Raw genomic sequence first — 23842 nt, 5'->3', positions numbered from 1 at the left:
GCTTCTGGGACCGCCCCGCGCGCTCAGGGCCGCGGCGGACGCGTTGTCAGGCCGTGTCGAACGTGTAGTGGGCCGTGTGGTCCAGCAGATCCGCGGGCGCGGAGTCGTTCCACGGCTTCATGGGTTCGTCGCGGTCGACGACGTCCGGTGTGCCCGCGAGCGGAAGGTAGCCGGAGCCCGGGTGCCGGCGCTGCCACTCGGCCCACAGTTTGTCGACGTAGGCGTGGTGCAGCCAGAAGACGGGGTCGTTGGGGGAGACCCCCGTGGCCATCTGCCCGCCCACCCACACATGGACGCGATTGTGCAGGTTGACCCCGCGCCACCCCTCCAGGTGGTTGCGGAAGCCGTCGGACAGGCTGTTCCAGGGAGCCATGTCATAGGCGGACATGGCGAGTACGGAGTCGACCTCGGCGGCGGTGGGCAGTGGCCGGCCGTTGCCGCCGAGCGAGCGGCGCAGATAGGCGCGGGCGTCGACCCGCACGGTTATCGGCCAGTCGCCGGTGGACGCGGCGAACGGCCCCTCCATCACCCGCCCGTCGACCGCGCGCCCCGTGCCGCCCAGGAAGTCCGGCGCCCACAGCGCGGCGCGGGTCGTGCGGTCGGTGCTCCAGTCCCAGTACGGCAGTGCCACGGAGGCGTCCACGGACTGCAGCGCACGCTCGAACTCGAGCAGGAATCTGCGGTGCCAGGGAAGGAACGAGGGCGATCGGTGGCCCACCCGCTCGGCGGTGTCGGTGTCACTGAGGATGAAAGCGTTGTGGGTCCTGACGAAGGTGTCGTAGCGGCCCGCCCGCTTGAGTTCGAGGAGTGCGGCGACGAACCGGCGCTTCTCGTCCGCGGTCAGGTCGGCCTGGTTCTTGCGTACGGTCATGATAGGTGAACTCCGTTGCTGGGGCGGTCAGTTGAACGGAACGAGCCGGGCGCCGCGCAGTTCCTCCACGGCGGCACGGGCCGCCGCCCGAGGGCTCGGCACCGGGTCGTAGTGGCTCACGACGCTGATCCAGGTGCCGTCGGCGTTGCGCATCACGTGCAGCTCGACGCCGTCCACCAGCACCGTGTATCCGGCGCCGTGGTGATGGTGGCCGCCGGTCGGCCGGCCCTCTATGCGGCGGCCCTTGTAGACCTCGTCGAAGGGCGCGGGCCCGTCCTGGCGGTCCGCGGCGGAGCCGGGCGACGGGGCGGCGACGGCCAGGGTGCCCGCGGCGACGGCCAGTCCGGTGGCGTCGCGCAGGGCTCGGCGGCGGGTGGGATGCGGCATACGGAGACGTCCTTGTGCTCGGTCCGGCGGCATACGGGTCGCATATGCCGCCGGGAAAGGGGCCGTTGGTGTTTCGTATGCCTATCGACCCTTTGCGGGCACGGGGAAGCCGGGACCGTCCGGTTGGCTACGATCAGGACAATTGCCCACATGTCATGCAAGGTTGAACAAGCGTGATCTTGCTGCGGGAGGGTCTCCGGAGTGCGTCCCGGCGGAAGTTCGCCGCGCGAGGGCCTTCGCGGCGACGATCTTCCGGGTTCCCGGAGATGTCCGTGGTGTCGCTCACGTCCGAAGACTGACGTGAATGCCCGCCATCGATCCGGCTGCCCGGTTCTGTGTCGAACGGCCGGCCGTGGCGTTCGAACGAGTTGTGATGCCCGCCCCCCCCGGGGAGCCCGGGTCGGGTGCGCGCCCCCGCATACGCGTGCGCCCCCGCGGCGAGGTCCGGCCATGGCGTCCGGGTGATCAGTGGTCACACAGCGCGGAGGTGCGGCAAGGCGGTTGGAACGGGATCGTCCGCAAAACGCACCAAGCGTCTCCCGCCTTGACAGCACCGATCGTGCGCCGGCGCAACTAAAGTGACGAAAGAGCGCCACAGTGACCCCACGTCGGGATACGCTGCCCCGCGCACCCCACGTTCGAGTCCGCGCACGTGGGGGGCCGGTCATCCCGGCCTGCTCGTGTGCGGGTTCAGCAGAGCCCCAACGCGAGAGACATACCGTCCGGTCTGACGCTCCACCCCCTCACCGCAACCCGGTGAGAACCACGTCCAACCCGGAAGGCTCCACGCAGCCGGGCACCGATCAACCTTGGCGTCCGCCGTTGGTCCGTACACGCAGTGCGGTCCCTCAGGCAGGGCGTCCCGAACCCCCGTCAGGGCAGCCTCGGCTCGAACTCGGCACCGAAAAGAACGCACCACGGACTCCGCCAGGAACCGTGCGCCGCGGACGACTCCATCAGGGCCTGCCGGTCCGGCCGGGATCGGACGCCCTCCAGGTGCACAGCCGGCCGCCGAGTTCCGCCGACTGCCTTTCATCCAGTGAGGAACAATGAGCATGCGCGCCCGCACCACCGTAGCTGCGGCCATTTCGACGGTCCTGTCCCTTTCCCTCGCCGCCTGTGGTGAGGGATCCGACACCGGGAGCGACGGAAAGGCCGCGTCCGTGGGTATCGCCATGCCCACGAAGACGTCCCAGCGGTGGATCAACGACGGCCAGAACATGGTCGACGAGCTCAAGGGGTTCGGCTACACCACCACCCTCAAGTACGCCGACAACGACCCGAAGAACCAGGTCGCGCAGGTCGAGGCAATGATCGACAGCGGGGTCGACGCGCTGGTCATAGCCTCGGTCGACGGCAAGGTGTTCACCGACGTCCTGGAGAAGGCGAACTCGGCCAACGTGCCGGTGATCTCCTACGACCGGCTGATCCTCGGCAGCCCGAACGTCGACTACTACGCGACCTTCGACAACGTGAAGGTCGGCACCCTCCAGGCCGACTACATCACGGAGGGCCTCGGGCTCGTCAACGGCAGCGGCAAGGGCCCGTTCACCGTCGAGCTCTTCGCGGGCTCCCCCGACGACAACAACACCAAGTACTTCTACGAGGCCGCCATGGAGGTCCTGGAGCCGTACATCCAGAGCGGTGACCTGATCGTGAGATCCGGGGAGACCGAGCTCAAGGAGGTCACCACCCTGCGCTGGGACGGCCCCACGGCGGAGAAGCGCATGAACAAGCTGCTCGACGCCGAGTACTCCGACCAGAGCATCGACGCGGTCCTCTCCCCGTACGACGGTATGTCGCTCGGCATCATCAAGGCGCTCAAGGCGCACGGCTACGGCACCGCCGCCAAGCCGCTGCCCCTCGTCACGGGCCAGGACGCCGAGGTGCCCTCGATCAAGTCGATGATGGACGGCGAGCAGTCGCAGACCGTCTACAAGGACACCCGTGAGCTGGCGCTGGTCACCGCGTACATGGTCAACTCCGTGGTCCACGGCAAGAAGCCGGCGCTCAACGACACCAGGACGTACAACAACGGCAAGAAGGTCGTGCCGGCGTACCTCCTGGAGCCGGTGGGTGTGGACAAGGCCAACTACCAGCAGGTGCTGGTGGATTCGGGCTACATCAAGAAGAGCGACCTCAAGTAGGCCGTGCGAGCGAAGTCCGCACGGGTGCGGGGCAGGGAGACGGATCTCCCTGCCCCGCACCCGTGCGTGTGGGGTGCGCCGGCCGGTGTCAGTTGACGAAGACCGCCGGGCCGCCTGTCTGCGTGGTGTCGGTGACCGGGGCGTACTTGGCGGTGAAGTAACCGTTGCTGAAGCACAGGGATGAGCCCGAGAACTTCGTGAACTGCTGCTTGGTGAACGAGATGCTGTTGTCGGCGTTGTCGGCCGTGCCCGACAGGCTGGGCGCCCGGTAGACACAGGTGATGCTGCCGAGGAGCGTACGCAGTACGGCCGTTGTCTGGATGAACGATCCGGCGGCCGGTGTGATGGTGAGCGACCCCTCGGAGGTCACGGCCGTGCTGTAGGGCAGGTTGTCGACCTTGATGCTGGTGACGCCGAGGACGCCGACCACATTGCTGGTGCAACTGGCACTGTCGAAGGTGTGGCTGGTGACCGACTCGGTGGCCGTGCCCGGCGCGGCCGGGTTGTCGACGACCGTGGCGACGAAGGCGGACGACGAGCAGGAGATGCCGCTCGTACCGGTGGCGCTGGAGTAGAGCGTGGCGTTCGTACCGGCGGCCAGGGAGGCGCTGAGCACGTCGCCGGCGGCGACCGCCGTTCCGCCGGCGCCGCCGGTGGTGAGGACCGAGCCGTCGGCCGCGGAGGCCGGGCCGGCCGCCGACAGGGCGAGGGTCGTGACGGCGGCGGCCAGGGTGAGGGAAGTCCGAGTACGCATGCGGGTGCCTCGTTTTCCAAGTGGGGGTGGGTGAGGTGGCCGCCGCCGGCCCGTCACGCCTTCTCCGAACGCGACGGGCCGACGACGGCTGCCGGGAGGTCGGCCGGAGGCGTCGAAGGACGACCTCCGGCACATGACCGGCGGTCAGGGCGACCGGCGGCGGCCCAGGGGGGAAGCGGCCGTGCCGGTGCCGTGGAGGAGCGGACGCGGAGCGCGCGAGTGGTCGGTCCGCGAGTGAAGCGCTTGCGACCGAGTGCGGTCCGAAGCGCCGTGCAGTGGCGGTCCTGAGCGCCGTGCAACGGGATGAAGCCCGGGAACGACATACGCCGTCGATCGGATCCGGCGCCACGGATCCATGCGCAGCCAGGGAGAGTTGTAGACCTGACTGTTGTTCAACGTCAAGACACAGTACGCAAGTTGACGCTCAATCAGTCGACTGTGGCGGGCCTCCATCCCGTCGTCACATCTCCGACTCCCTTTTTGCACAGGATGCTTGACCCTCGCCACTTACCGCGGGTAACTTCCGTCGCGGCTACTGCTGCGTAACGTGAAAGCCCTTGCACCCGCCGGGAGTTGTGGGGAGACGTGCGCCGCATCCGCTGTCCGCGCCAGGACAACGTGCCGCCCCGAGCCCTGCCTAGCGTTGACCATGCCCCTGGGAGCAGAAAATGGCCTCGTCCTCGGACGTCAGCTCGTCCGCCGATTCCACCCCCGAGCCCTCCGGAGTGCCGGAAAGCGGTTCCACGGGAGAGACACCCGCGAGCCCCGCCAGACGGGGGCGGGTCCGTCCGCGCCGCGCCGCGGTGATGGCGGTCCCCGCCACCGTGATCGCCGCGGGCCTCATGATCCTCACCGCCCAGGGGGCCCTGGGCGTGCAGTTCGCGATCTCCGGTATGCCCTTCACGGTCACCGCCACCAATCTCGACGGCGAGGGCTTCGCACAGTTCGGCGGCCTCGACCAGATGGCCGAGGGCAGCCCGAACGAGGGCGACACCGGCGGCCAGGTCCTGGTGGTGGTCTCCGCGATCAAGAAGGCCACCCTGGAGAAGCTCTGCCAGAGCGTCGACCTCGGCGGCACCAACCTGCTCATCAGGGCCGGCGAGGGCAAGGACAAGGTGTCCGCGGTCAACCTCACCACCGACTCCACCGAGCTGTCGGGCAACGCGTCCTTCGACAACATCGAGATCGGCAACGACGCCAGCACACTCGACAAGTCCCACACCCGGGGCCCGAAGGGCGTCTTCAGTCAGCAGGCCGACACCGTCCACATCGGCAACCTGCGGCAGACCAACTACGCCACCACGGCGGCGGTGTTCAAGCTTCCCGGTCTGAAGCTGAGCTTCAGCGACAAGGGCTGCTGATGGCAGCCTTCCGGCGCTGGCGCGCGGACCGCCCGTTCCTGGGCGGGCTGCTGCTCACCCTGGGAGGGGCGGAGATCCTCCTCACGCAGAAGGCGTCGCTGAAGGTCGTCATGCACATCGGCATGCAGGGCCTGGCCGGCTATCTCCTGCCGGTCCTCATGGTGATCTGCGGACTGCTCATCCTCTTCAACCCCGCGCAGCGACTCTTCTACTCGATCCTGGGCGTCCTGTTCTCCCTGGGCTCCTGGATCACCTCGAACCTGGGTGGCTTCCTCATCGGCCTCCTCCTCGGTGTCGTCGGCAGCTGCCTCGCCTTCGGCTGGCTGCCGGACCAGGAGCCGCGCCGCCCCCGCAAGTGGTTCCGCCGCCGTCGGGAGCCGGCGAAGTCGGTCCGGCCGATGGAGCCGCTGGGCCACCCCTGACGCGTCACGGGGCGCCACCGGAACGGCGCCCCCACGGCCGCGGCATCCCGCGCTCACCGCACTTGGTATGTGCCGCACCTTGCGCGCGTGTGTTCACTGCACGCCGTGCGGCCGGAACTGGATGCTCACGCGAGGGCCCGCCGCCCGCGTGCTCTTGGGAATCGCGTGCTCCCAGGTGCGCTGGCAGGAACCGCCCATCACGATCAGGTCGCCGTGCCCGAGCGGACGCCGTACCGTGCTGCCGCCGCGCCGGGGCCGTAGAAGCAGATCGCGCGGGGCGCCCACGGAGACGATCGCGACCATCGTGTCCCGGTGTGCGCCGCGCCCGGTCCGGTCGCCGTGCCAGGCCACACTGTCCCGGCCGTCGCGGTAGTAGCAGAGCCCGGCCGTGGTGAACGGTTCCCCCAGCTCGTCCGCGTAGTGGTCGGACAGGGCGTCGCGCGCCTCGTCCAGCACGGGATGCGGCAGCGGGTGCTCCGCGCGGTAGAACGCCAGCAGGCGCGGTACGTCCACCACCTGCTCGTACATCTGTCGTCGTTCGGCCCGCCAGGGGACCTCCTCGGCGAGCCGGGTGAAGAGCGAGTCCGCGCCGTGCAGCCAGCCGGGCAGCAGGTCGATCCACGCCCCGTCGCCGAGCACGGTCCGGCGCAGCCCGGTGAGCGGGCCGAGCCGGACGGCGTCGCTCTGGTCGAACAGTGATCCCTGAAGGTGCGTGGACATGCCTCCAGGCTACCTGCTTATTCGAATGTGTGTACTAATCGCTTGGGAGGGGCAGTCGGCCGGGAGTTCCGGGGATGGCCGGACGCGTCCCGCTCAGTGATCGGCGGCGGGACGCGGGGCCGGGGAGTGGCGGCGGTGGCTGGTGTCGCACCAGGGGAAGATCCGGCTGCGCCGACACGTGCACAGGGCGACGCAGAAGCGGTCGGAGGACACCGTCGTGCCGTCCTCCAGGACGATCTCGACGGGTCCTTCGACGAGCATGGGGCCCTCGCGGCGGGCGACGATCCGGCGCGGGCGTTCGGCGGGGCTGTCCGGCACGGCCGATCACCGCCTCTCTCTCGACGACATGTTCCGACGGCGCCGTTCCACGGCGGTCATACGGCGGTGCGCAACGAGGACCGGCCCGACCGCCAGGCCTCCAGCAGCCGGTCCGCGAGCCGGTCCTCGACCCATCCGGTCGCGTCGACACCGAACGCGATGTCTGCGTCGAGATGGGGCTCCTCCTCCAGCAGCCCGGCGACGACCTCACGGCGGACGACCTGCTCGTGCACCGCGTCCGCCTCGACGTGCTCGGCGTAGAAGTGCTCGGCCGCCGGACCCGCCTCGGTACGCCGCATCGCGCTCGCGAGCCGCCTGGAGCCGGGGGAGGAGGTGGTCTCCACCGCGGCGAAATGGCCCACCAGCGCACCCCGCATTTCGCGGTGCAGACCGAAGAGGGACATCAGATTGACGACGGCCAGTGCCTCGGCGCCGCTCGCGTCGAGATAGCGCCCGTACGACGGGTCCAGGCCGAGGTCGGTCATGAGGTCGGCGAACAGTTGGGCGTGCACGCGCTCGGCGCGCCCCGCCCCCCATTCGTCGAACTCGATCGCAGCCATACCGGCCTTGGCGCGCCCCCACAGACGCGGCAGGACCCAGGCATGCGGATCGGCTTCCTTGAGGTGGTAGACCGAGCGCTGGGCGGCGTACTCACGCAGTTGCCACAACTCGCCCTTGTCCTGGAGGAAATGGGAGACGCCCTCGCCGTCGACGGGTTCCACCAGCAACTCGTCCAGCGCCTCGTCCGCGCGCGTGTGCCGGGTCGCCCCGGCGCGCAGTGCCGCCAGGAACGGCTTCTCCAGGGCCGCGCGGACCCGCAGCAGCTCGGGGTCCCACTCGCGGGCGCCGTCGACACCCGCGAAGCCGCGGTAGTGCAGTTCGTAGCAGAGGTAGAGGGCCAGCTGGAGGTCGTCGCCGAGCGGCTCGGCACCGGCGAGAACGGCATCGTCGGGCAGCGGGCCGGTGCCGCGCAGATACTCGATGAGCGCCGCGGAGATCGCTCCTCGGCTCGGCGGGAGTTCCGGTTCCGCGTACGGGCGCTTGACTGCTGGTTCCATGCGTCCCGGGTACCCGTGATCGAGGACCCCTCACCTGCGCGGACGCACTCCTGACGCGCTCCGGGATCTTTTCGCTTCCGAGGGATGTCTCAGAGACTCCGGGCGTCGCGTCATGGAGGCGGCCGGCCGATCATTCGCGCGCTGTGTCGATGACGCAGAAGCGGTTGCCGTCGGGGTCCGCGAGGACGACGAAGTCCGGATCCTCGGGATACAGGTCCCAGTCGACCCGCTGTGCGCCGAGGGACACCAGCCGCTCGACCTCGGCGGCCTGGTCGCCCGCGTCGTCGGCGTACAGGTCCAGGTGGACCCGGGGGTGCTCCTGTACGGGCGTCTCGCTCAGGCCGAGGGAGAGCTGGGGTCCGGTGCCGTCGACGGGGACCAGTACCACCCAGTCGTCCTCGATCGCCTCGCGCGGCTCGTAGCCGAGCGCCCGCGTCCAGAACGCGGCGGCGCGCCGGACGTCGGACACACCCAGTACAACGGATCCGATCTTCAGCATGGGCCGAGTGAAGCAGATGTCCGTGGCGTGCGGGTGGCCTTTTTCGTCCGGCGCACGGCTTCGTCGTCCTGGCGCTGCCAACCGCGGCGTTCCTGCTGCGGCACTGGGGGCGTCAGCAGGAACGAAAGCAGGAACGAAAGCAGGAACGGAAGCAGGAACGGAAGCAGGATCAGGAGCAGCAGCAGGGGCGGGGGCGAGCGCGCGGGTCAGGTGCGCCCGGGGCCTCCGCTGCCGAAACCGCCGCTGTCGTTGTCGCTCCAGGTCGGGCGTTCCTGGTCGGCCGCGCGGTGCGAGGTGTCGCCGCCCATCTGGTGCGGGGTCAGCCGGTCCTGGTCCTTGGTGATCCCGTCGGGCTCGCGCCGTTCGGTCACCGGGCCCACCGGACCGGAGTCGGGAAGACGGGGCTGCTCCTCGGGGCGGGGCGGCGCGGGCTGGTGGGCGCGCTGCCTACGGCCCCACACCACGGCCCAGATCAGGCCGCCGACGAGAACGACGCCGATCAGGAACGGCACGATCCCGCCCACGGCGGCGCCGGAAGCGGCCAGGGGTGTCGCGTTGAAGTCCATTGCGCACGAGTACCCCGTCCCACCAGCCGAAACAATGCTCTTGCCGCCGCGGCCCGCACGCTGCCCCTGACCGGGGCGAGCGGCGGCTCCTGGACGGGGTGTGCCCAGGAGCCGGCTCGATGAGGCTCTCCCTCACCATCTGTACCAGCGTGACCTGGCTCCCGAGCCCGTCGTGCCCCGCATCAGGAAGCCGAGCAACCAGATGATGAGCACCACGAGCGCGATCCACCAGAGCACCTTCACGGCGAATCCGGCCCCGAAGAGAATCAGGACCAGTAGCAGGACCAAGAGAATCGGAACCATGGCCTCCACCTCCTGGAGGCTGAGTTCCCCGATTCCAGCATCGCTACCGAGCTGCGGGGCCGCGCCGCTGCGGCCCACTTCCGCGCCCCGGGGGTCGGCGCGGCTCGTCACTCCGCATGACCGGCCGATCGGGTAGAGTCATGTTATGGAATGAATAGTTTGGAGATGTCCCTTTCGGGGGAATTCATCCATAGTGCTTCGGACTGGAGGCACGTCCGCGGGAGCTGGTGAGCCAGACCTCGGTTGTGTCCCGGCCGGGCCCGTTTGTGCGCCCTCCCACGGTGACTGTTTCCGTGAGCACCCCGTGAGCACCCTCTGAGGGAGATGCGACGCAGCATGCCAATCACCGTCAGGACGAAGCAGCATCCCCATGACGACGCCCCCGACACGGCCGCGGCCTTCGAACGGCTCGCCGCCCTGCCGGAAGGGGCCGACCGGCAAGCCCTGCGCGACGAACTGGTGCGGGACTGGCTGCCCATGGCGAACAGGATCGCCCTGCGGTACCGGGGGAGGGGCGAGTCCACGGAGGATCTGACCCAGGTGGCGGCGCTCGGCCTCGTCAAGGCCGTCGACCGTTACGACCCCGAGCGCGGGAACGCCTTCGAGAGCTACGCCATCCCGACCATCACCGGTGAGATCAAGCGCCACTTCCGCGACCACATGTGGGTCCTGCACGTGCCGCGTCGCGTCCAGGACCTGCGCAACCGGGTCCGCGCCGCCGCGAAGGACCTGTCGCAGACCATTCCGGGCCGCCGGCCGACCATCGCCGAGATCGCCGCGCACGCCCAGATGACCGAGGACGACGTACGGGCCGGATTCGAGGCACTCGACAGCTTCACCGCCCTGTCCCTCGACGCCGAACTGCCCGGCAGTGACGACGGGTACGCCCTCGGGGACGCCCTCGGCGCGTCCGACACCGGGTTCGACCTGGTCATCGACCGCGAGGCCGTGAAGCCCTGTATCGCCGCGCTCCCCGAGCGCGAGCGGACCATCCTCTATCTGCGCTTCTTCAAGGGCATGACCCAGGGGCGCATCGCGGAGCACCTGGGGATCTCGCAGATGCATGTCTCGCGGCTGCTCAGCGGCTGCTGCGCCAAGGTGCGCGACGAGGCGCTGGCCGACCAGGAGCACGAGGACGAGGGCGGTCACGGCGGGGCCGCCGGACCCCACGCACACAGCCGCCCGTCGCGGGATGCTCCCGAGCCGGGCGGCTGCGTGGCGAGCTCACTGCCGAACCCTCCCGGGAGCGGTTTGCCAGTGGACTGCCACTCACCGAAGTAACCAACAAGGCCTGAACAAAACACCCTTGTCGTGGTGTGGGTCACATCCCGGCCGCGCGGCGGACCCCTCTCCTCCTCGGGCGGACCGCGGCCCCGGTCGGCTGCCGAAGGGCACGGTGATCGTTCCCGACAAACCTCCCTCACTCAGGGTGACGATACCTCACGGATTGCGAAGGTCGTCCGTCGGGCGCAGGGTGAAGACGGCAGTCCAACCCTCGTACGAAGGCGGAACACCATGAGCAAGGCGAAGAGCAAGGCCAAGCAGATGAAGGGCAAGATGAAGGAGGCCGCCGGCAAGGCCATGGACGACCAGTCCATGGAGGGTCAGGGCCGGGGTGAGCAGATGACGGGCAAGGCCGAGGAGCTGAAGGACAGAGCGGCCGGCCACATGAAGAAGTCCGGCCGCTAGAGCGCCGGTCTCGCGCGTACGCCCCCGAACGGTCACCGGTTCCCACCGCGACCGCCGGGGGCGTTCCCGTGTCCGCATGGCGAGGTGCCACGTGTCCGCGTGGCGGGGTGCCACGTGTCCGCATGGCGGGGTGCCGTGCGTCCGCATGGCGGGGCGTCACCACGCGCCACCTGCGGGGCACCCGTGGCGGAAGAGGTGTGGAGAAGTGATCCATGGGCACTCGGCTGCTGAAAAGACGTGCCCGACCAGGCGTTCCGCGGCCGTGTGCACTCACCTCCCGCACCCCGACAGGGGCGCCCGGACGGAGGACCTCCCTCATGGCCTTTCTCGTCGACCCGACACGCCCACCCGGCCCCGTACTGGCACCCCCGGGCGTCTACGCGCCGCAGGCCGACACCTTCCTTCTGGCCCGGGCCCTCTACCGCGAGGGCCCCGCCCCCGGCATGGACGTCCTCGACCTCGGGACCGGCACCGGAACCCTCGCGATCTGTGCCGCCCGCAAGGGTGCCCGCGTCACGGCGGTCGACATCGCCTGGCGGGCCGTGCTCACCGCCCGGCTCAACGCCCTGCGGTCGCGGCAGCGCCTCACGGTCCACCGCGGTGACCTCCTCGAACCGGTACGGGGGCGGTCGTTCGACCTGGTCATCAGCAACCCGCCGTACGTTCCCACGCCGCCGTCGGAGCCGTCGGTCGGCCGGGGCCGGGCGCGGGCCTGGAACGCCGGGCTCCACGGACGCACGATCCTGGACCGCATCTGTGCCGATGTGCCACGCGTCCTGCGGCCCGGCGGTGTCCTGCTCATCGCCCAGTCGGGGCTGAGCGGCACCGACGAGACCCTGGACCGGCTGGCCGAATCGGGACTGCGGGCCACGGTCGGCGACCGGGCGTACATCCCGTTCGGGCCCGTACTCCGCTCGCGGCTGCGGTGGCTCAGGGACACGGGCCGGATCGCGGCTCGCGAGGAGAACGAGGAACTGGTGATCATCCGGGCCGAGCGGACCTCCTGACGGCCCAGGGGTCCAAGGCTGCGCCGCCCTACAGCGGCCTCTCGCGGACGACCTCCCGGGCCGGCTTGTCGTAGCGCAGGCCGAGAAAGCGCGGGTGGCGGAGCATGCCGTCCCGGGTCCACTCCGTGAACGCGATCTGCGCGACCAGCACCGGCTCGGCCCAGTGGGCGCCCGCCTCCCGTACGCGGTCGGTGAACGGCGAGGCGGGCAGGGCGAGTTCGTCGAGGGCGCCGCGCAGCGCGAGAAGCGTACGGCGGTCGAATCCCGTCCCCACCTTGCCCGCGTAGCGCAGTCCGTCGTTCTCGAAGTGGCCCAGCAGCAGCGCGCCGAACCCGGCGCGGCTGCCGCCCGGTTCGGTGTAGCCGCCGATCACGAACTCCTGCTCCAGGGAGCACTTCAGCTTGAGCCAGTCCGGTGAACGGCGGGGCGCATAGGGGCTGTCGGCCCGCTTCGCGATGAGCCCCTCCCAGCCCCGGGCGCAGGCGTCGGCCAGCAGCTCGGCGCCTCCCTCGTTGCGGTGTGTCGTCAGGCGCAGCGGCGCCCGGTACGTCAGGGCGCGACGCAGCAGGGACTTGCGTGCGCGCAGCGGCAGCCGTGTCGTGTCCGCGCCCTCCAGCCTGAGCAGATCGAAGAGGCAGTACGTCACGTCGACCGCGCTCGCCTCGACGTCCCGGTGACGGGTCAGTCCCATGCGCTGCTGAAGACGGCCGAAGTCGGTACGGCCGTGCGTGAACGCCACGATCTCCCCGTCCACGGTGAAATCCGCGCACGACTGGGCGGCGAGCGCGGCCACGATCTCCGGGTACGTGTCGTCGAGGCGGTTGCCGGTCCGCGAGAGCAGCCGGACCCGTCCGCCCTCGCGGACCGCCAGCACCCGGACGCCGTCGAGCTTCCGCTCGAAGACCCAGTCGCCGGGGAAGTCGCGCCGATCGCTGAGAGTGGCGAGCATCGGCCGGGAGGCCAGCTCCACGCCGGGAACCGCGTCACGGAGCAGCCGCGCCTGGTCCTCGGGCAGGGAGCCCAGAAGGTCGGTCATCGCCGCTCGCTCCTTCGTCCGCCCCCTTCCCCTGCCCTCTACGCATCGTCCCGCAGGCCCAGGGGCCCCGCGACCGGGCGGTCGCGCCGGTGAGCCCGGGCGCCGGGGGACGCGCCGATCACCGGCAACCCCTTCCTGTCCGGACGGATCTCAGCATCATGTGAGGAGAACCGTGCCCCGCCCCGGCACGCGGGGAGGGCCCGGCCTGATGGGGGAGGATCCGTGGACAGGACAGGGACCACCGGCCACATACCCGACGGCGACGCGGATCCGGCAGATCTCACGAAGCGTACGGATCCCGCGGATCTCGCGGAGCTGCGGCGCCGGGAGTTCGGCTATCTCGACGCCGACGGCCACACGTACCTCGACCACACGGGAGCCGGCCTCGCACCGGCCTCACTCGTCCGGGGGAGCGCCGCACGGATCACCGGCGGTGTCTTCGGGAACCCGCACTCCGAGAGCCCCGCCTCCCGCGCCTCGGGACTGCTGCTGGCCCGGGCGCGCCGGGCCGTGCTCCGCCACTTCCACGCCGACCCGGCCGAGTACGCCGTGATCTTCACCCCGAACGCGACGGGTGCGCTGCGCCTGGTCGGCGAGGCGTACCCCTTCGGCCGCCGGAGCAGGCTGGTCATGCCGCTCGACAACCACAACTCGGTCAACGGCCTCCGGGAGTACGCGCGTTCAGGCGGTGCGCGCACGACGTACGTACCCGTGGGCGGCCCCGGTCTCCGAGTGGACGAGCAGCGGCTGCGGGCCGCTCTGCCCGAGCGGGGACGCGGCGTCGGCCGACGGCCACCACGAGCGGGCGAGCGCGGGCAGGGGCTGCTCGCGTACCCGGCGCAGAGCAACTTCACCGGCGTCCAGCATCCGCTCGACTGGATCGCGACGGCCCAGGCGCGCGGTTACGACGTCCTGCTCGACGCGGCCGCGTTCGTCCCCGCCAACTCCCTCGATCTGAGCCGGTACCACCCCGACTTCACCGTCGTCAGCTGGTACAAGGTCTTCGGCCACCCCACCGGAGTCGGCAGTCTGATCGCCCGCCGGGACGCGCTCGCCCGGCTGCGCCGGCCCTGGTTCTCCGGCGGCACGATCTACGCGGTCAGCGCACAGGCGCAGTGGCACGTCCTCGCCGACGACGAGGCGGCCTTCGAGGACGGCACGGTCAACTTCCTCTCCATTCCCGACGTGACGGCCGGGCTGGAGTGGATCGACGCCGTCGGCATGGACCGGGTGCACGCCCATGTGACCGCGTTGACCGCCCAACTCCTAGCGGGGCTCGGCGCGTTGCGGCACAGTGACGGTTCCCCGCTGGTCAGGGTGTACGGCCCGCGCGACCTCGTGGCCCGCGGCGGAACCGTCGCGCTCAATCTGCTGGACGCCGACGGCCGGGTCGTCGACGAACGGGTCGTCACCCGCGACAGCGCCTCGCGGGGCATCTCGCTGCGCACGGGCTGCTTCTGCAATCCGGGCGCGGGCGAGGCGGCCTTCGCGCTGCCGCTCCGCCTGCTGCGCTCGGCAGCGCGCCGTCGGCTCACCTCCCTGGAGGAGTACCTGGAGCTGCTGCACCTGCCGTCGGCGGGCGCGGTCCGTGTCTCGCTCGGGCTGTCGTCACAGCCCAGGGACATCGACACGTTCCTGAACTTCGTACGCGAGACCTACCGGGACCGGGTGCCGGGCGCATCCGGCCTGAAGGCGAGAGCGGGCTGCTGACGCGGGGCCCGCGCCCCGCGCCCCGTGCCCCGGGTTTTGGGCCTCGCGCTCCGGGCCCTGCGCTCTCTGCTCCGGTCCCCGGTCCCCGGTCCCCGGTCCCCGGTCCCCGGTCCCCGGTCCCGGGGCTCCGGGCTCAGGGGCCTGGGCCCAGGGCCCGGCCCAGGGGCCAGAGCCCAGAAGCCAGAGGCCTCAGCCTCCCGTCCGGGCGCGCGCCGCGCCGTCCCGGCATTTGCGCGCCAGTACCGCCCATGTCGCGGCCAGGAACACCAGCGTGAAGCCCGTGAGGATCAGCCAGTCGTGGGCGGCGGGGCCGGCGAACGAGTCGTCGTACGAGTCGAGCAGGGGCGGGCCCAGCCGGGAGGCCCCGTCGCGCCACAGCGCTTCGAGGCCGGCTCCGGCGCCGAGTGCCTCGAACGCCCAGCGGTTCGTCATCGCCCAGCTGATCGCCTCCCCGGCCGCCGTCATCCGGGGAACCGGCACGAAGGCCCCCGAGAAGAGCACCTGCGGGAAGCACAGCAGCGGCAGCATCAGCGTCGCCTGCCCGGGATCGGTCACCGCGGCCGAGGCGAGCAGGCCCAGGGCGAGCGCCGCCGCCGAGGCCAGCACGCTCGACACGAACAGGGAGAGGTAGGTGTCCCAGCCCGCCGCGGGCAGCCGGTCAAGGGCGCGCAGTACGGCGAGCAGCAGGGCGTCCGCGGCGGCGAGCACCGGCAGCATGATCGTGAGCTTCGAGGCGACGTACGGGCCGATGCGCAGGCCCGCCAGCCATTCGCGGCGCAGCACGGGCAGTTCCGTGCAGATCTGCAGCAGTCCGTACGTCAGCCCGAAGAAGAAGGCGCCGAAGGCCGTCCAGAACACGATCATCGCGGTCGACCCCGGATCCGGGTCCGCCGGGTCGAACGCCCCCGGGCGGAACAGCACCGCGAACATCGCCACGATCATCACGGGCGAGCCCGCCAGCACGGCGACCGAGAGCCGGTTGTGCACCAGCAGGGCGGTGCCGCGGCGCGTGAGCAGGGACCACTGCCGTACGGCACCGACACGCCGCCGTGGGACGGGCCGCGCCGCCGGGCCGGTGCGGGGGACGCCCGGCCCGTCCGGCGCCGGTCCGACCCGTACCCCACCGGAGACCGGGCCGTCGGGCGTGCCGCCGGCGGTCACGCCACCGGCGGGCCGGGCCCCGACGGGTACGGCACCCTCGGCCACCACGCCGTACACGTCCTCCACCGTGTCCACCCCGAACGCCCCGCACAGGCCGCCCGGTTCACCCGCGTACGCGACCTGCCCGCCGGGGGAGAGGAACACGACATGGTCGCCGCGGAGCAGATCGGCGAGGGTGTGGGTGGTCAGTACGACGGTGGTGCCGTCCTCGGCCAGCGAACGCAGGGTCCGCAGCAGGGCGGCGCCGGTGACCGGATCGAGCCCGGAGGTCGGTTCGTCGAGGAAGAGCGCCCGCGGGCCGGTGAGCAACTCGGCGGCGATACCGGCCCGTTTGCGCTCCCCGCCGCTGAGCGCGCGCACCGGGGTGCCGGCCCGGTGGGACAGTCCCAGGGTGACCAGGACCCGGTCCACGGCCGCGGTGACCGACGCGGCGGAGGTCCCCGCGGGCATCCGCAGACCGGCGGCGTACACCAGGGTCCGGCGCAGCGGGAGGTCCCGGTGGAGGATGTCCTCCTGCGGGACGAACCCGAACTCCGGTCCCGGCGCGCCCGGTCGGGCGCCGTCGTGCAGTACCGCACCTTCGTCGGCCGCGCGTAGTCCCGCCAGTGATTCCAGCAGTACCGTCTTGCCCGCCCCACTGCGGCCCGCGATCACGACGATCCGTCCGGGGGCGATGTCGACCGACACGTCGTGCAGTACGCGCCCCGCGCCGCGCACCCGCTGGGTGAGCCGACGAGCCTCGATACGCAGTCCTGTCGATGTCGTCGGCATGAGGGCAGCATGCCAGGGGGACGCCGACGGCGGACCCGTATTCCCGCATTCGGAAGTCGGGCCAGCAAAGCCTTCGTTCTATCGGCAACTCGGCAGTTCGTATGCCTACTTGCAAGCCGTGAAGGTCAAAGTGCCTCACTAAAAACGATCTTTGTTTCTTTCATTGACGGCGGAAAAGAATCAACCTAGGTTCCGGGCATGCGCTCGACTCCTCGCACCGAGGCGTTCCCGGCCCACACGCCGGCCGCTGCCCAGATCTTCACCACCGTGCTGTCCCACGGCCCGCTCACCCGGTCCGACATGGCCGCCCGGGCGGGGCTGTCGGCGGCCGCCGTCACCAAGGCGGTCCGGCCGCTGATCGAGGCCGGATACCTGGTGGAGGAGGCCGGTGACGAGGCGCGTCCCGCGCTGGGACGGCCCGCCAACTCCGTCCGGGTGGACGGCGGCCGGGCCCTGTTCATCGGTGTCAAGGTGACCGGCGACGAGATCATCGCCGTACTGACGGACCTGTGCTGCCGGATCAGGGTCGCCCGCCATGTGCCCCTGCCGGCCCGTGAACCGCAGCCCGTACTGACCGCCGTCGCCGACCTCGTCCACGAACTCCTCGCGGAGGCCGACGGGTTCGGTGTCCAGGTCCAGGGGATCGGCGTCGCCGTCTCCGGTGACGTGGACCGCGCCGCGGGCGAGGTGCGGCTGTCGCCCTTCCTGGAGTGGCGCGATCTGCCCCTCGCCGAACTGGTGGAGATGACGACCGGACTGCCGGTCACCGTCGACAACGACGTGCGGGCCCTGACCGTCGCCGAGCAGTGGTTCGGCGCGGGCGTGGGCCTGTCCGACTTCGCCGTGGTCACGGTCGGAGCGGGCATCGGCTGCGGGCTGGTCGTGCACGGCAAGGTCGTCTCGGGGGCCCACGGCGTCGCCGGTGAGATCGGGCACGTGGTCATCGACCCCACGGGCCCCCTCTGCCACTGCGGAAACCGGGGCTGCGCGGAGGCGATCGCCGCCGACCCCGCGATCGTCGCCGCGGTACGCGACGCGACGGGTCTCCCGGTGGCCGACGCGGCGCAGGCCCTCGAACTGGCCCGCCGGGGCGACCCCGGCGCGCGCGAGGTCTACGCACGGGCCGGGGACGCGATCGGCCGGGCCATCGCGACCGTGGCCAACCTCATGGGACCCGAACGCGTGATCATCTCCGGCGAGGGCCTGGCCGCGTACGACCTGTTCGCCGAGCAGATCCGCGACGCCTTCGCCGCCTCCGCCTTCGGCACCGCCGCCCGCTGCGACCTGCTGACCCGGCCGTTGCTCTTCGACGAGTGGGCCCGCGGCGCCGCGGCCACCGCGATCCAGTCCTTCATCGGCGGCCCGCCCCACGGCACGGGTTGAACCGCCGTCCCCCGACCACCACACCCCCGCACAGCCCGACCCCTCACAGGAGGTTCCGACCCATGCGGTCATCCTCGTACGCGCCCACAGCCCCCGCCCGCCGTTCGCTGAGAGCCCTTCTCGTCCTGGCGCTCACCGCCGCGACGGCCGCCGCCCTCCCGTCGGCGCAGGCTGCCACGCCGACCCCCGCCCCCACCTCCACGTCGGCCGCCGGTACGTCGGCCCTCGCGGCCAAGCCGTACATGGGCTGGTCGAGTTGGAGCATGCAGTCCTCGAAGTACCCGGGGCTCAACCCCGACGGCGACTACAGCTACCTCACCGAGAAGAACGTCCTCAAGCAGGCGGACGCGCTGGCGGCCAAGCTCAAGCCGTTCGGCTACGAGTACGTCAACCTCGACGCCGGCTGGTGGATGGACCAGGCCTGGAAGCCCGGCTTCGACGAGTACGGCCGCCAGAAGGCGGACCCGGGGCGCTTCCCGCGCGGGATGAAACCCGTCGCCGACCACATCCACGGCAGGGGTCTCAAGGCGGGCATCTACCTGCCCGTCGGTCTGCAGAAGGAGGCGTACGGCGAGGGCAAGGTGCCGATCTGGAACGCCGGTGACTGTACGACCGCCGACATCGTGTACGGCGACCTGCGCACCACCAACGGCTGGGACAGCGCCTACAAGCTCGACTTCGCCAACCCCTGCGCGCAGAAGTACGTCGACTCGCAGGCGCGGCTGTTCGCCGACTGGGGCTACGACTTCCTGAAACTGGACGGCGTCGGGCCGGGTTCCGGCAAGAACGGCGACCAGTACGACAACGTTGCCGACGTCGCCGCCTGGAACAAGGCCATCGCCGCCACCGGCAGGCCCATCCACCTGGAGGTCTCCTGGTCGCTGGACATAGGCCGGATCGCCGACTGGAAGAAGTACTCCAACGGCTGGCGCATCGACACCGACGTCGAGTGCTACTGCAACACCCTCGTCAGCTGGGAGAACTCGGTCGACGACCGCTGGGACGACCTCCCCGGCTGGACCCGCCACGCGGGCCCCGGCGGCTGGAACGACCTGGACTCCCTGGATGTCGGCAACGGCGAGATGGACGGCCTCACCAAGGCGGAACGCCAGAGCTACGCCACCCTGTGGGCCATCGCCAAGTCCCCGCTGTACACCGGTGACGACCTGACCAAGCTCGACTCCTACGGGGTGTCGCTGCTGACCAACCGCGAGGTCATCGCCCTCAACCAGGGCAGCATGCCGCCCGCGCGGCCGATCACACCGTCGAACCCGCAGCAGGTGTGGGCCGCGAAGAACGCCGACGGCAGCTACACCGTGGCCCTGTTCAACCTCGCCGACAAGCCCGCCGCCGTCTCCGCCGACTGGGCCGCCCTCGGCTTCACCGGCAAGGCAGCCGTACGGGACCTGTGGAACCGCGAGAACCTCGGCACCTACAAGGACAAGGTGAGTCAGGCACTGCCCGCGCACGGCTCCCGGCTGTTCACCGTGACCCCGCGCGGCGCCGCGCTCGCCACGACCGGTTACGAGGCCGAGGCCGCCGCCAACACCCTCAGCGGGAACGCCTCCGTGGCCGACTGCTCCGCCTGCTCGGGCGGCAAGAAGGTCGGCAACCTCTACGTCGGGGGCAAGCTCCGCTTCAACGACGTCGTCGTCGCCAAGGCCGGCACGTACCAGGTGAAGGTCGCCTACGTCAGCGGTGACCCCCGCTCCGTCGAGGTCTCCGCGAACGGCAACGGCTCGACGAGCCACAAGATGCCCTCCACCGGGGACTGGGGGACCGCCGAGACCGTCAGCGTGCCCGTCTCGCTGAAGGCGGGCACCAACACGATCACCTTCGACAGCGGCTCCGGCTACGCCCCGGACATCGACCGCATCGACGTACCGAAGTCCTCCTGACCGCCGCTCCCCGACCCTCTCCTCACCTCTCGTCACCCCTCTTCCTCCTGGAGCCGCACCATGGACAAGAGCCGCCCCGCCGAGCCCAGCCGACGAAGACTCCTCTCCCTCGCCGCCACGACCGGCGTCGCCACCGCCCTCGGCGGCCTGCCCGCCTTCACCGCGTCCGCCGCGCCGCGACGGCCCACCGACGCGCCGCTCCCGAAGGGCAGTTCGCGCGATCAGTTGTGGTGGCAGGCGCCCGCCGACGAGCACTCGATGATCGAGCAGGGCCTGCCCATCGGCAACGGCCGCCTCGGAGCCCTCGCGAGCAACGACCCCGGCCGTGAACTGCTGCTCATCACCGACGCCACGATGTGGACCGGCGGACTCAACGACACCCTCGACTCCGACGGCCAGTTCCCCTACGGCCGCGACGACTTCGGCTCCTTCACCCTGCTCGGCCGTCTCACCGTCGACATCCCGGACCACGACCTGTCCGCCGTCTCCGGCTACCGGCGCACCCTGGACCTCGCGCAGGGCGTGGTCAGCACGTCGTACGTCCGCTCCGGAGTCACGTACGAGCGTCAGGTCTTCGCCAGCCGCCCCGACGACGCGATCGTCCTGCACTTCACCCAGAGCGGCGGTGGCCGCTACACCGGCAGTGTGACCCTGGACGGGACGCACGGAGAGACCGTCCGGGGCACCTCCTTCGGCGCCGCCTTCCCGAACGGGCTGCGTTACGGGGCGGCCGTGAAGGCGTACGGGACCGGTGGCAGTGTCCGGGTGAAGGACGCGCTGATCGAGTTCAGCGAGTGCAAGGACCTCACCGTGGTGGTGAGCGGCGGCACCAACTACGCGCCGGACGCCTCGGCCCACTACCGCGACCCCTCCCTCGACCCGGAGAAGCTGGCCCGCACGAAGGTCGCCGCGGCGGCGGCCCACTCGGCGGGCACGCTCCTGCGCACCCATGTGGCCGACCACCGGGCGCTGTTCGAGCAGATGGAGCTGTCGCTCGGCACCTCGTCCGACGAACAGCGCTCCCTGGACACCTGGGAGCGGATCAGGGCACGGGCCCTGGACGACACGCCCGATCCCGAACTGGAGGCGTCCTACCTGCAGTTCGGTCGCTATCTGATGATCTCCGGGTCCCGTGGCAGCCTCCCGCTGAACCTCCAGGGGCTGTGGCTGGACGGCAACGACCCGGACTGGATGGGTGATTACCACACCGACATCAACATCCAGATGAACTACTGGATGGCCGACCGGGCGGGCCTGTCCCAGAGCTTCGACGCGCTCACCGACTACTGCCTCGCGCAGTTCCCGTCCTGGAAGAAGCTCACCCAGGACCTCTTCAACGATCCGCGCAACCGCTACCGCAACTCCACCGGGAAGGTCGCCGGCTGGGCCGTCGCGTTCTCCACCAACATCCATGGCGGCAGCGGCTGGTGGTGGCATCCGGCGGGCAACGCCTGGCTGTGCGCGAGCCTTTGGGAGCACTACGAGTTCACCAGGTCGCGCTCGCATCTGGTGAGGATCTACCCGCTCCTGAAGAGCGCCTGCGAGTTCTGGGAGGCGCGGCTGATCACCACGACCCTCCCCGGCACCTCGCGGGAAGTGCTCATCGACGACCGCGACTGGTCGCCCGAGCACGGCCCGCAGGACGCCCAGGGCATCACCTACGCGCAGGAACTGGTGTGGGCGCTCTTCGACAACTACCGCACGGCGGCGAGGGAGTTGAAGAAGGACTCCGCCTACGCGGAGACCATCGGCGGCCTCCAGGAGCGGCTCTACCTGCCGAAGGTGAGTGAGAAGACGGGCTGGCTGGAGGAGTGGATGTCGCCCGACAGCCTCGGCGAGACCACCCACCGGCACCTCTCCCCGCTCATCGGGCTCTTCCCCGGCGACCGCATCCGCCCCGACGACTCCACCCCGCCGGAGATCGTCAAGGGCGCGACCGCCCTTCTCACCGCGCGCGGCATGGAGAGCTTCGGGTGGGCGAACGCCTGGCGCAGCCTGTGCTGGGCCCGGCTCAAGAACGCGGAGAACGCCTACCAGCTCATCATCAACAACCTCCGCCCGTCCTTCGACGGCGGCAACGGCTCCGCGCCGAACCTCTTCGACATCTACGAGGTCGAGAAGGGCCGCGGCATCTTCCAGATCGACGCCAACTTCGGCACCCCCGCGGCGATGATCGAGATGCTGGTGTACTCGCGTCCCGGTCACCTGGAACTGCTCCCGGCCCTGCCCGACGCCTGGGCGAAGTCGGGTTCCGTCACGGGAGTCGGCGCGCGGGGCGGCTTCGTCGTCGACCTGCGCTGGCGCGACGGCAGACCGACCGAGGCCCGTATCCGCAGTGTCGGAGGGCGGACGACCACGGTCGCGTACGGCCGCTCGTCCCGCACGGTGACGCTGAAGTCCGGTGGTTCCGTCACGCTGCGGGACTTCGCCCGATGAGGGCCGGTCTCTTCCGAGCGAGCTGCCTGTTGGCGGTCCTGGTGAGCGCCGCCGCCGTCCAGACCACGCCCGCGACCGCCAACGCCGGTGGGAGTGCGACCGCCGCCCCGGCTGCCGCCGCGGGCCGGCACGACGTGGTCACCTGGGGTGCGAGCGCGGACCGGGTGGGAGACGCGGTCGCCGACCGCAGCTACCGCCTGATCGTGCGCACCAGCGTGGCGGGGGACAACCTGCGCGTCCGGCTCTCCAACGCCCTCGGCGACCGGCCGCTGACCTTCGACAGCGCCTACGCCGGCCTCAGGAAGTCCGGTGCGGAACTGGTCCCGGGCACCAACAGGCGGCTGACCTTCGGCGGCACCCGTTCGGTCACCGTCCCGGCGGGCGCCACCGCGTACAGCGACCCACTGCCCGGCAAGCTGGCCGCCGCGGCCGATCTGGTCGTCAGCGTGCACACGCAGGCGGCGGGCGGCCCGGCGACCGGCCACGGCATGGCGATGCAGACGTCGTACGCGGCCGACGGCGACCACACGGGTGAGGACGGGGCGGTCAACTGGACCGAACGCGTCGGCTCCTGGTTCTACCTCGACGCGGTCACCGTGCGGACGAGCACCGCCGTCGGCGCGGTCGTCGCGCTCGGGGACTCCATCACGGACGGCTGGCAGTCCAGCGGCGACCTGAACCGCCGCTGGCCCGACTATCTCGCCCGTCGACTGGGAGCAACCAGCGGTCCGATCAGGGGAGTCGCCAACGAGGGGATCTCCGGGAACAAGGTCCTCGCGGACGGTGCCGGGCAGAGCGCCCTCAACCGGCTGGACCGTGACGTCCTGTCCCACCCGGGCGTCCGTACGGTCTTCCTCTTCGAGGGCGTCAACGACATCAAGGCGCACACGGGCGTCACGGGCGCCGACATGATCGCGGGCTACCGGGAGATCATCGCCCGCGCCCACCGGGCGGGCAAATGTGTCGTCGGTGCCACCGTCGCGCCCTTCAAGGGCTGGTCCGAGTGGGACGCGGCGGCCGAGTCCGTACGCCAGGAGGTCAACGAATTCATCAGGAGCAGCGGGGAGTTCGACGCGGTCACCGACTTCGACCGCATCCTCCGCAGCCCCTACGACCACGAGCGCATCCTGCCCGTCTTCGACGGCGGTGACCGGCTGCACCCCAACGACAAGGGCATGCAGGCGATGGCCGACTCGGTCGACCTCGACAGCCTGCGCTGCGACCGGACGTCCACGGCGGACGTCCCCTGATGTGAACTTCGGCCGGTGTGGTGAACTCGATTTGGTTCAGGCCAAGTTGACCAAGTCGAGTCCGGACCGTGGACACCGGTGGGGCGGGAGTTCAG

General features: G+C 70.7%; 21 protein-coding genes and 1 pseudogene. 11 read left to right on the top strand and 11 right to left on the bottom strand.

Translation table 11 applies throughout. The annotated features are described in order from the left end of the window. Positions 1–46: 46 nt before the first annotated feature. Both melC2 and melC1 read right to left on the bottom strand, forming a co-directional pair. A complete protein-coding gene (gene melC2, locus IE278_RS33670; RefSeq protein ID WP_189777923.1) occupies positions 47–871 on the bottom strand; it encodes a tyrosinase MelC2 in 825 nt (274 codons plus the stop codon). A gap of 27 nt (positions 872–898) precedes the next feature. Further along, positions 899–1258, bottom strand: coding sequence for an apotyrosinase chaperone MelC1 (melC1, locus tag IE278_RS33665; protein WP_189777921.1), 360 nt, complete (start codon positions 1256–1258; stop codon positions 899–901). A gap of 1049 nt (positions 1259–2307) precedes the next feature. Between melC1 and chvE the strand changes: the two genes are divergently transcribed. Continuing rightward, positions 2308–3405: a multiple monosaccharide ABC transporter substrate-binding protein gene (chvE, locus tag IE278_RS33660; RefSeq protein ID WP_373312163.1), complete on the top strand. Its 1098-nt coding sequence runs from the start codon at positions 2308–2310 to the stop codon at positions 3403–3405. Positions 3406–3493: 88 nt separating this feature from the next. Here chvE and IE278_RS33655 read toward each other — a convergent pair whose 3' ends face one another. Next, entirely contained in the window at positions 3494–4159 is a 666-nt protein-coding gene (locus IE278_RS33655; RefSeq protein WP_189777919.1) for a Tat pathway signal sequence domain protein, read from the bottom strand. A 668-nt stretch (positions 4160–4827) separates the two neighbouring features. Between IE278_RS33655 and IE278_RS33650 the strand changes: the two genes are divergently transcribed. Then, entirely contained in the window at positions 4828–5520 is a 693-nt protein-coding gene (locus tag IE278_RS33650) for a DUF6230 family protein (RefSeq protein ID WP_189777917.1), read from the top strand. Beyond that, on the top strand, positions 5520–5942 hold the full coding sequence (locus tag IE278_RS33645; protein ID WP_189777915.1) for a DUF6114 domain-containing protein: 423 nt from the start codon (positions 5520–5522) through the stop codon (positions 5940–5942). The genes IE278_RS33650 and IE278_RS33645 overlap by 1 nt, the downstream gene beginning before the upstream one ends. Before the next feature lie 93 nt (positions 5943–6035). Here the strand turns inward: IE278_RS33645 and IE278_RS33640 are convergent, their stop codons facing one another. The 6 genes from IE278_RS33640 to IE278_RS33615 all read right to left on the bottom strand — a co-directional run bounded on the left by IE278_RS33640 (position 6036) and on the right by IE278_RS33615 (position 9406). Next, complete coding sequence (locus IE278_RS33640; protein WP_189777913.1) at positions 6036–6662, bottom strand: alpha-ketoglutarate-dependent dioxygenase AlkB; 627 nt, start codon at positions 6660–6662, stop codon at positions 6036–6038. A gap of 93 nt (positions 6663–6755) precedes the next feature. Continuing rightward, entirely contained in the window at positions 6756–6980 is a 225-nt protein-coding gene (locus IE278_RS33635) for a CDGSH iron-sulfur domain-containing protein (protein WP_189777910.1), read from the bottom strand. Positions 6981–7036: 56 nt separating this feature from the next. Then, on the bottom strand, positions 7037–8038 hold the full coding sequence (locus IE278_RS33630; protein WP_189777908.1) for an iron-containing redox enzyme family protein: 1002 nt from the start codon (positions 8036–8038) through the stop codon (positions 7037–7039). 130 nt (positions 8039–8168) lie between these two features. Beyond that, positions 8169–8537, bottom strand: coding sequence for a VOC family protein (locus IE278_RS33625; protein WP_189777906.1), 369 nt, complete (start codon positions 8535–8537; stop codon positions 8169–8171). 206 nt (positions 8538–8743) lie between these two features. Next, positions 8744–9103, bottom strand: coding sequence for a DUF6479 family protein (locus IE278_RS33620; RefSeq protein WP_189777898.1), 360 nt, complete (start codon positions 9101–9103; stop codon positions 8744–8746). Between the two features lie 132 nt (positions 9104–9235). Next, a complete protein-coding gene (locus IE278_RS33615) occupies positions 9236–9406 on the bottom strand; it encodes a hydrophobic protein (RefSeq protein WP_189777896.1) in 171 nt (56 codons plus the stop codon). Positions 9407–9742: 336 nt separating this feature from the next. On the opposite strand from IE278_RS33615, the pseudogene IE278_RS33610 reads away from it, so the two are divergent. The 3 genes and pseudogenes from IE278_RS33610 to IE278_RS33600 all read left to right on the top strand — a co-directional run. Next, positions 9743–10528 (top strand): annotated as a pseudogene (locus IE278_RS33610) (RNA polymerase sigma factor SigF); the annotation flags it as partial. A 393-nt stretch (positions 10529–10921) separates the two neighbouring features. Continuing rightward, positions 10922–11095 carry a CsbD family protein gene (locus IE278_RS33605; RefSeq protein WP_189777892.1) on the top strand — a complete coding sequence of 58 codons (174 nt, stop codon included), beginning with the start codon at positions 10922–10924 and terminating at the stop codon, positions 11093–11095. A gap of 317 nt (positions 11096–11412) precedes the next feature. Then, complete coding sequence (locus IE278_RS33600; RefSeq protein WP_189777890.1) at positions 11413–12102, top strand: HemK2/MTQ2 family protein methyltransferase; 690 nt, start codon at positions 11413–11415, stop codon at positions 12100–12102. 28 nt (positions 12103–12130) lie between these two features. Here IE278_RS33600 and ligD read toward each other — a convergent pair whose 3' ends face one another. Then, a complete protein-coding gene (gene ligD, locus IE278_RS33595) occupies positions 12131–13138 on the bottom strand; it encodes a non-homologous end-joining DNA ligase (RefSeq protein ID WP_189777888.1) in 1008 nt (335 codons plus the stop codon). Positions 13139–13360: 222 nt separating this feature from the next. Here ligD and IE278_RS33590 point away from each other — a divergent pair, with 222 nt between their 5' ends. After that, positions 13361–14848, top strand: a complete 1488-nt coding sequence (locus IE278_RS33590; protein WP_189777886.1) for an aminotransferase class V-fold PLP-dependent enzyme — start codon at positions 13361–13363, stop codon at positions 14846–14848. Positions 14849–15037: 189 nt separating this feature from the next. Here the strand turns inward: IE278_RS33590 and IE278_RS33585 are convergent, their stop codons facing one another. Then, positions 15038–16780 (bottom strand): ATP-binding cassette domain-containing protein, encoded by a 1743-nt coding sequence (locus IE278_RS33585; RefSeq protein WP_189777884.1) that lies wholly within the window; start codon positions 16778–16780, stop codon positions 15038–15040. A 198-nt stretch (positions 16781–16978) separates the two neighbouring features. Between IE278_RS33585 and IE278_RS33580 the strand changes: the two genes are divergently transcribed. The 4 genes from IE278_RS33580 (at position 16979) to IE278_RS33565 (ending at position 23747) form a co-directional block, all read left to right on the top strand. Then, positions 16979–18163, top strand: coding sequence for an ROK family protein (locus IE278_RS33580; RefSeq protein WP_189777876.1), 1185 nt, complete (start codon positions 16979–16981; stop codon positions 18161–18163). A gap of 62 nt (positions 18164–18225) precedes the next feature. Next, complete coding sequence (locus IE278_RS33575; RefSeq protein WP_189777875.1) at positions 18226–20061, top strand: alpha-galactosidase D; 1836 nt, start codon at positions 18226–18228, stop codon at positions 20059–20061. Positions 20062–20121: 60 nt separating this feature from the next. Further along, positions 20122–22497, top strand: a complete 2376-nt coding sequence (locus IE278_RS33570) for a glycosyl hydrolase family 95 catalytic domain-containing protein (RefSeq protein WP_189777873.1) — start codon at positions 20122–20124, stop codon at positions 22495–22497. After that, complete coding sequence (locus IE278_RS33565; RefSeq protein WP_189777871.1) at positions 22494–23747, top strand: SGNH/GDSL hydrolase family protein; 1254 nt, start codon at positions 22494–22496, stop codon at positions 23745–23747. Before IE278_RS33570 ends, IE278_RS33565 begins: the two co-directional genes overlap by 4 nt. The last annotated feature ends 95 nt before the right edge of the window (positions 23748–23842 follow it).

This window comes from Streptomyces tauricus (genome assembly GCF_014650955.1).
Classification (GTDB): domain Bacteria; phylum Actinomycetota; class Actinomycetes; order Streptomycetales; family Streptomycetaceae; genus Streptomyces; species Streptomyces tauricus.
This window is presented reverse-complemented; position numbering and strand designations above follow the sequence as displayed.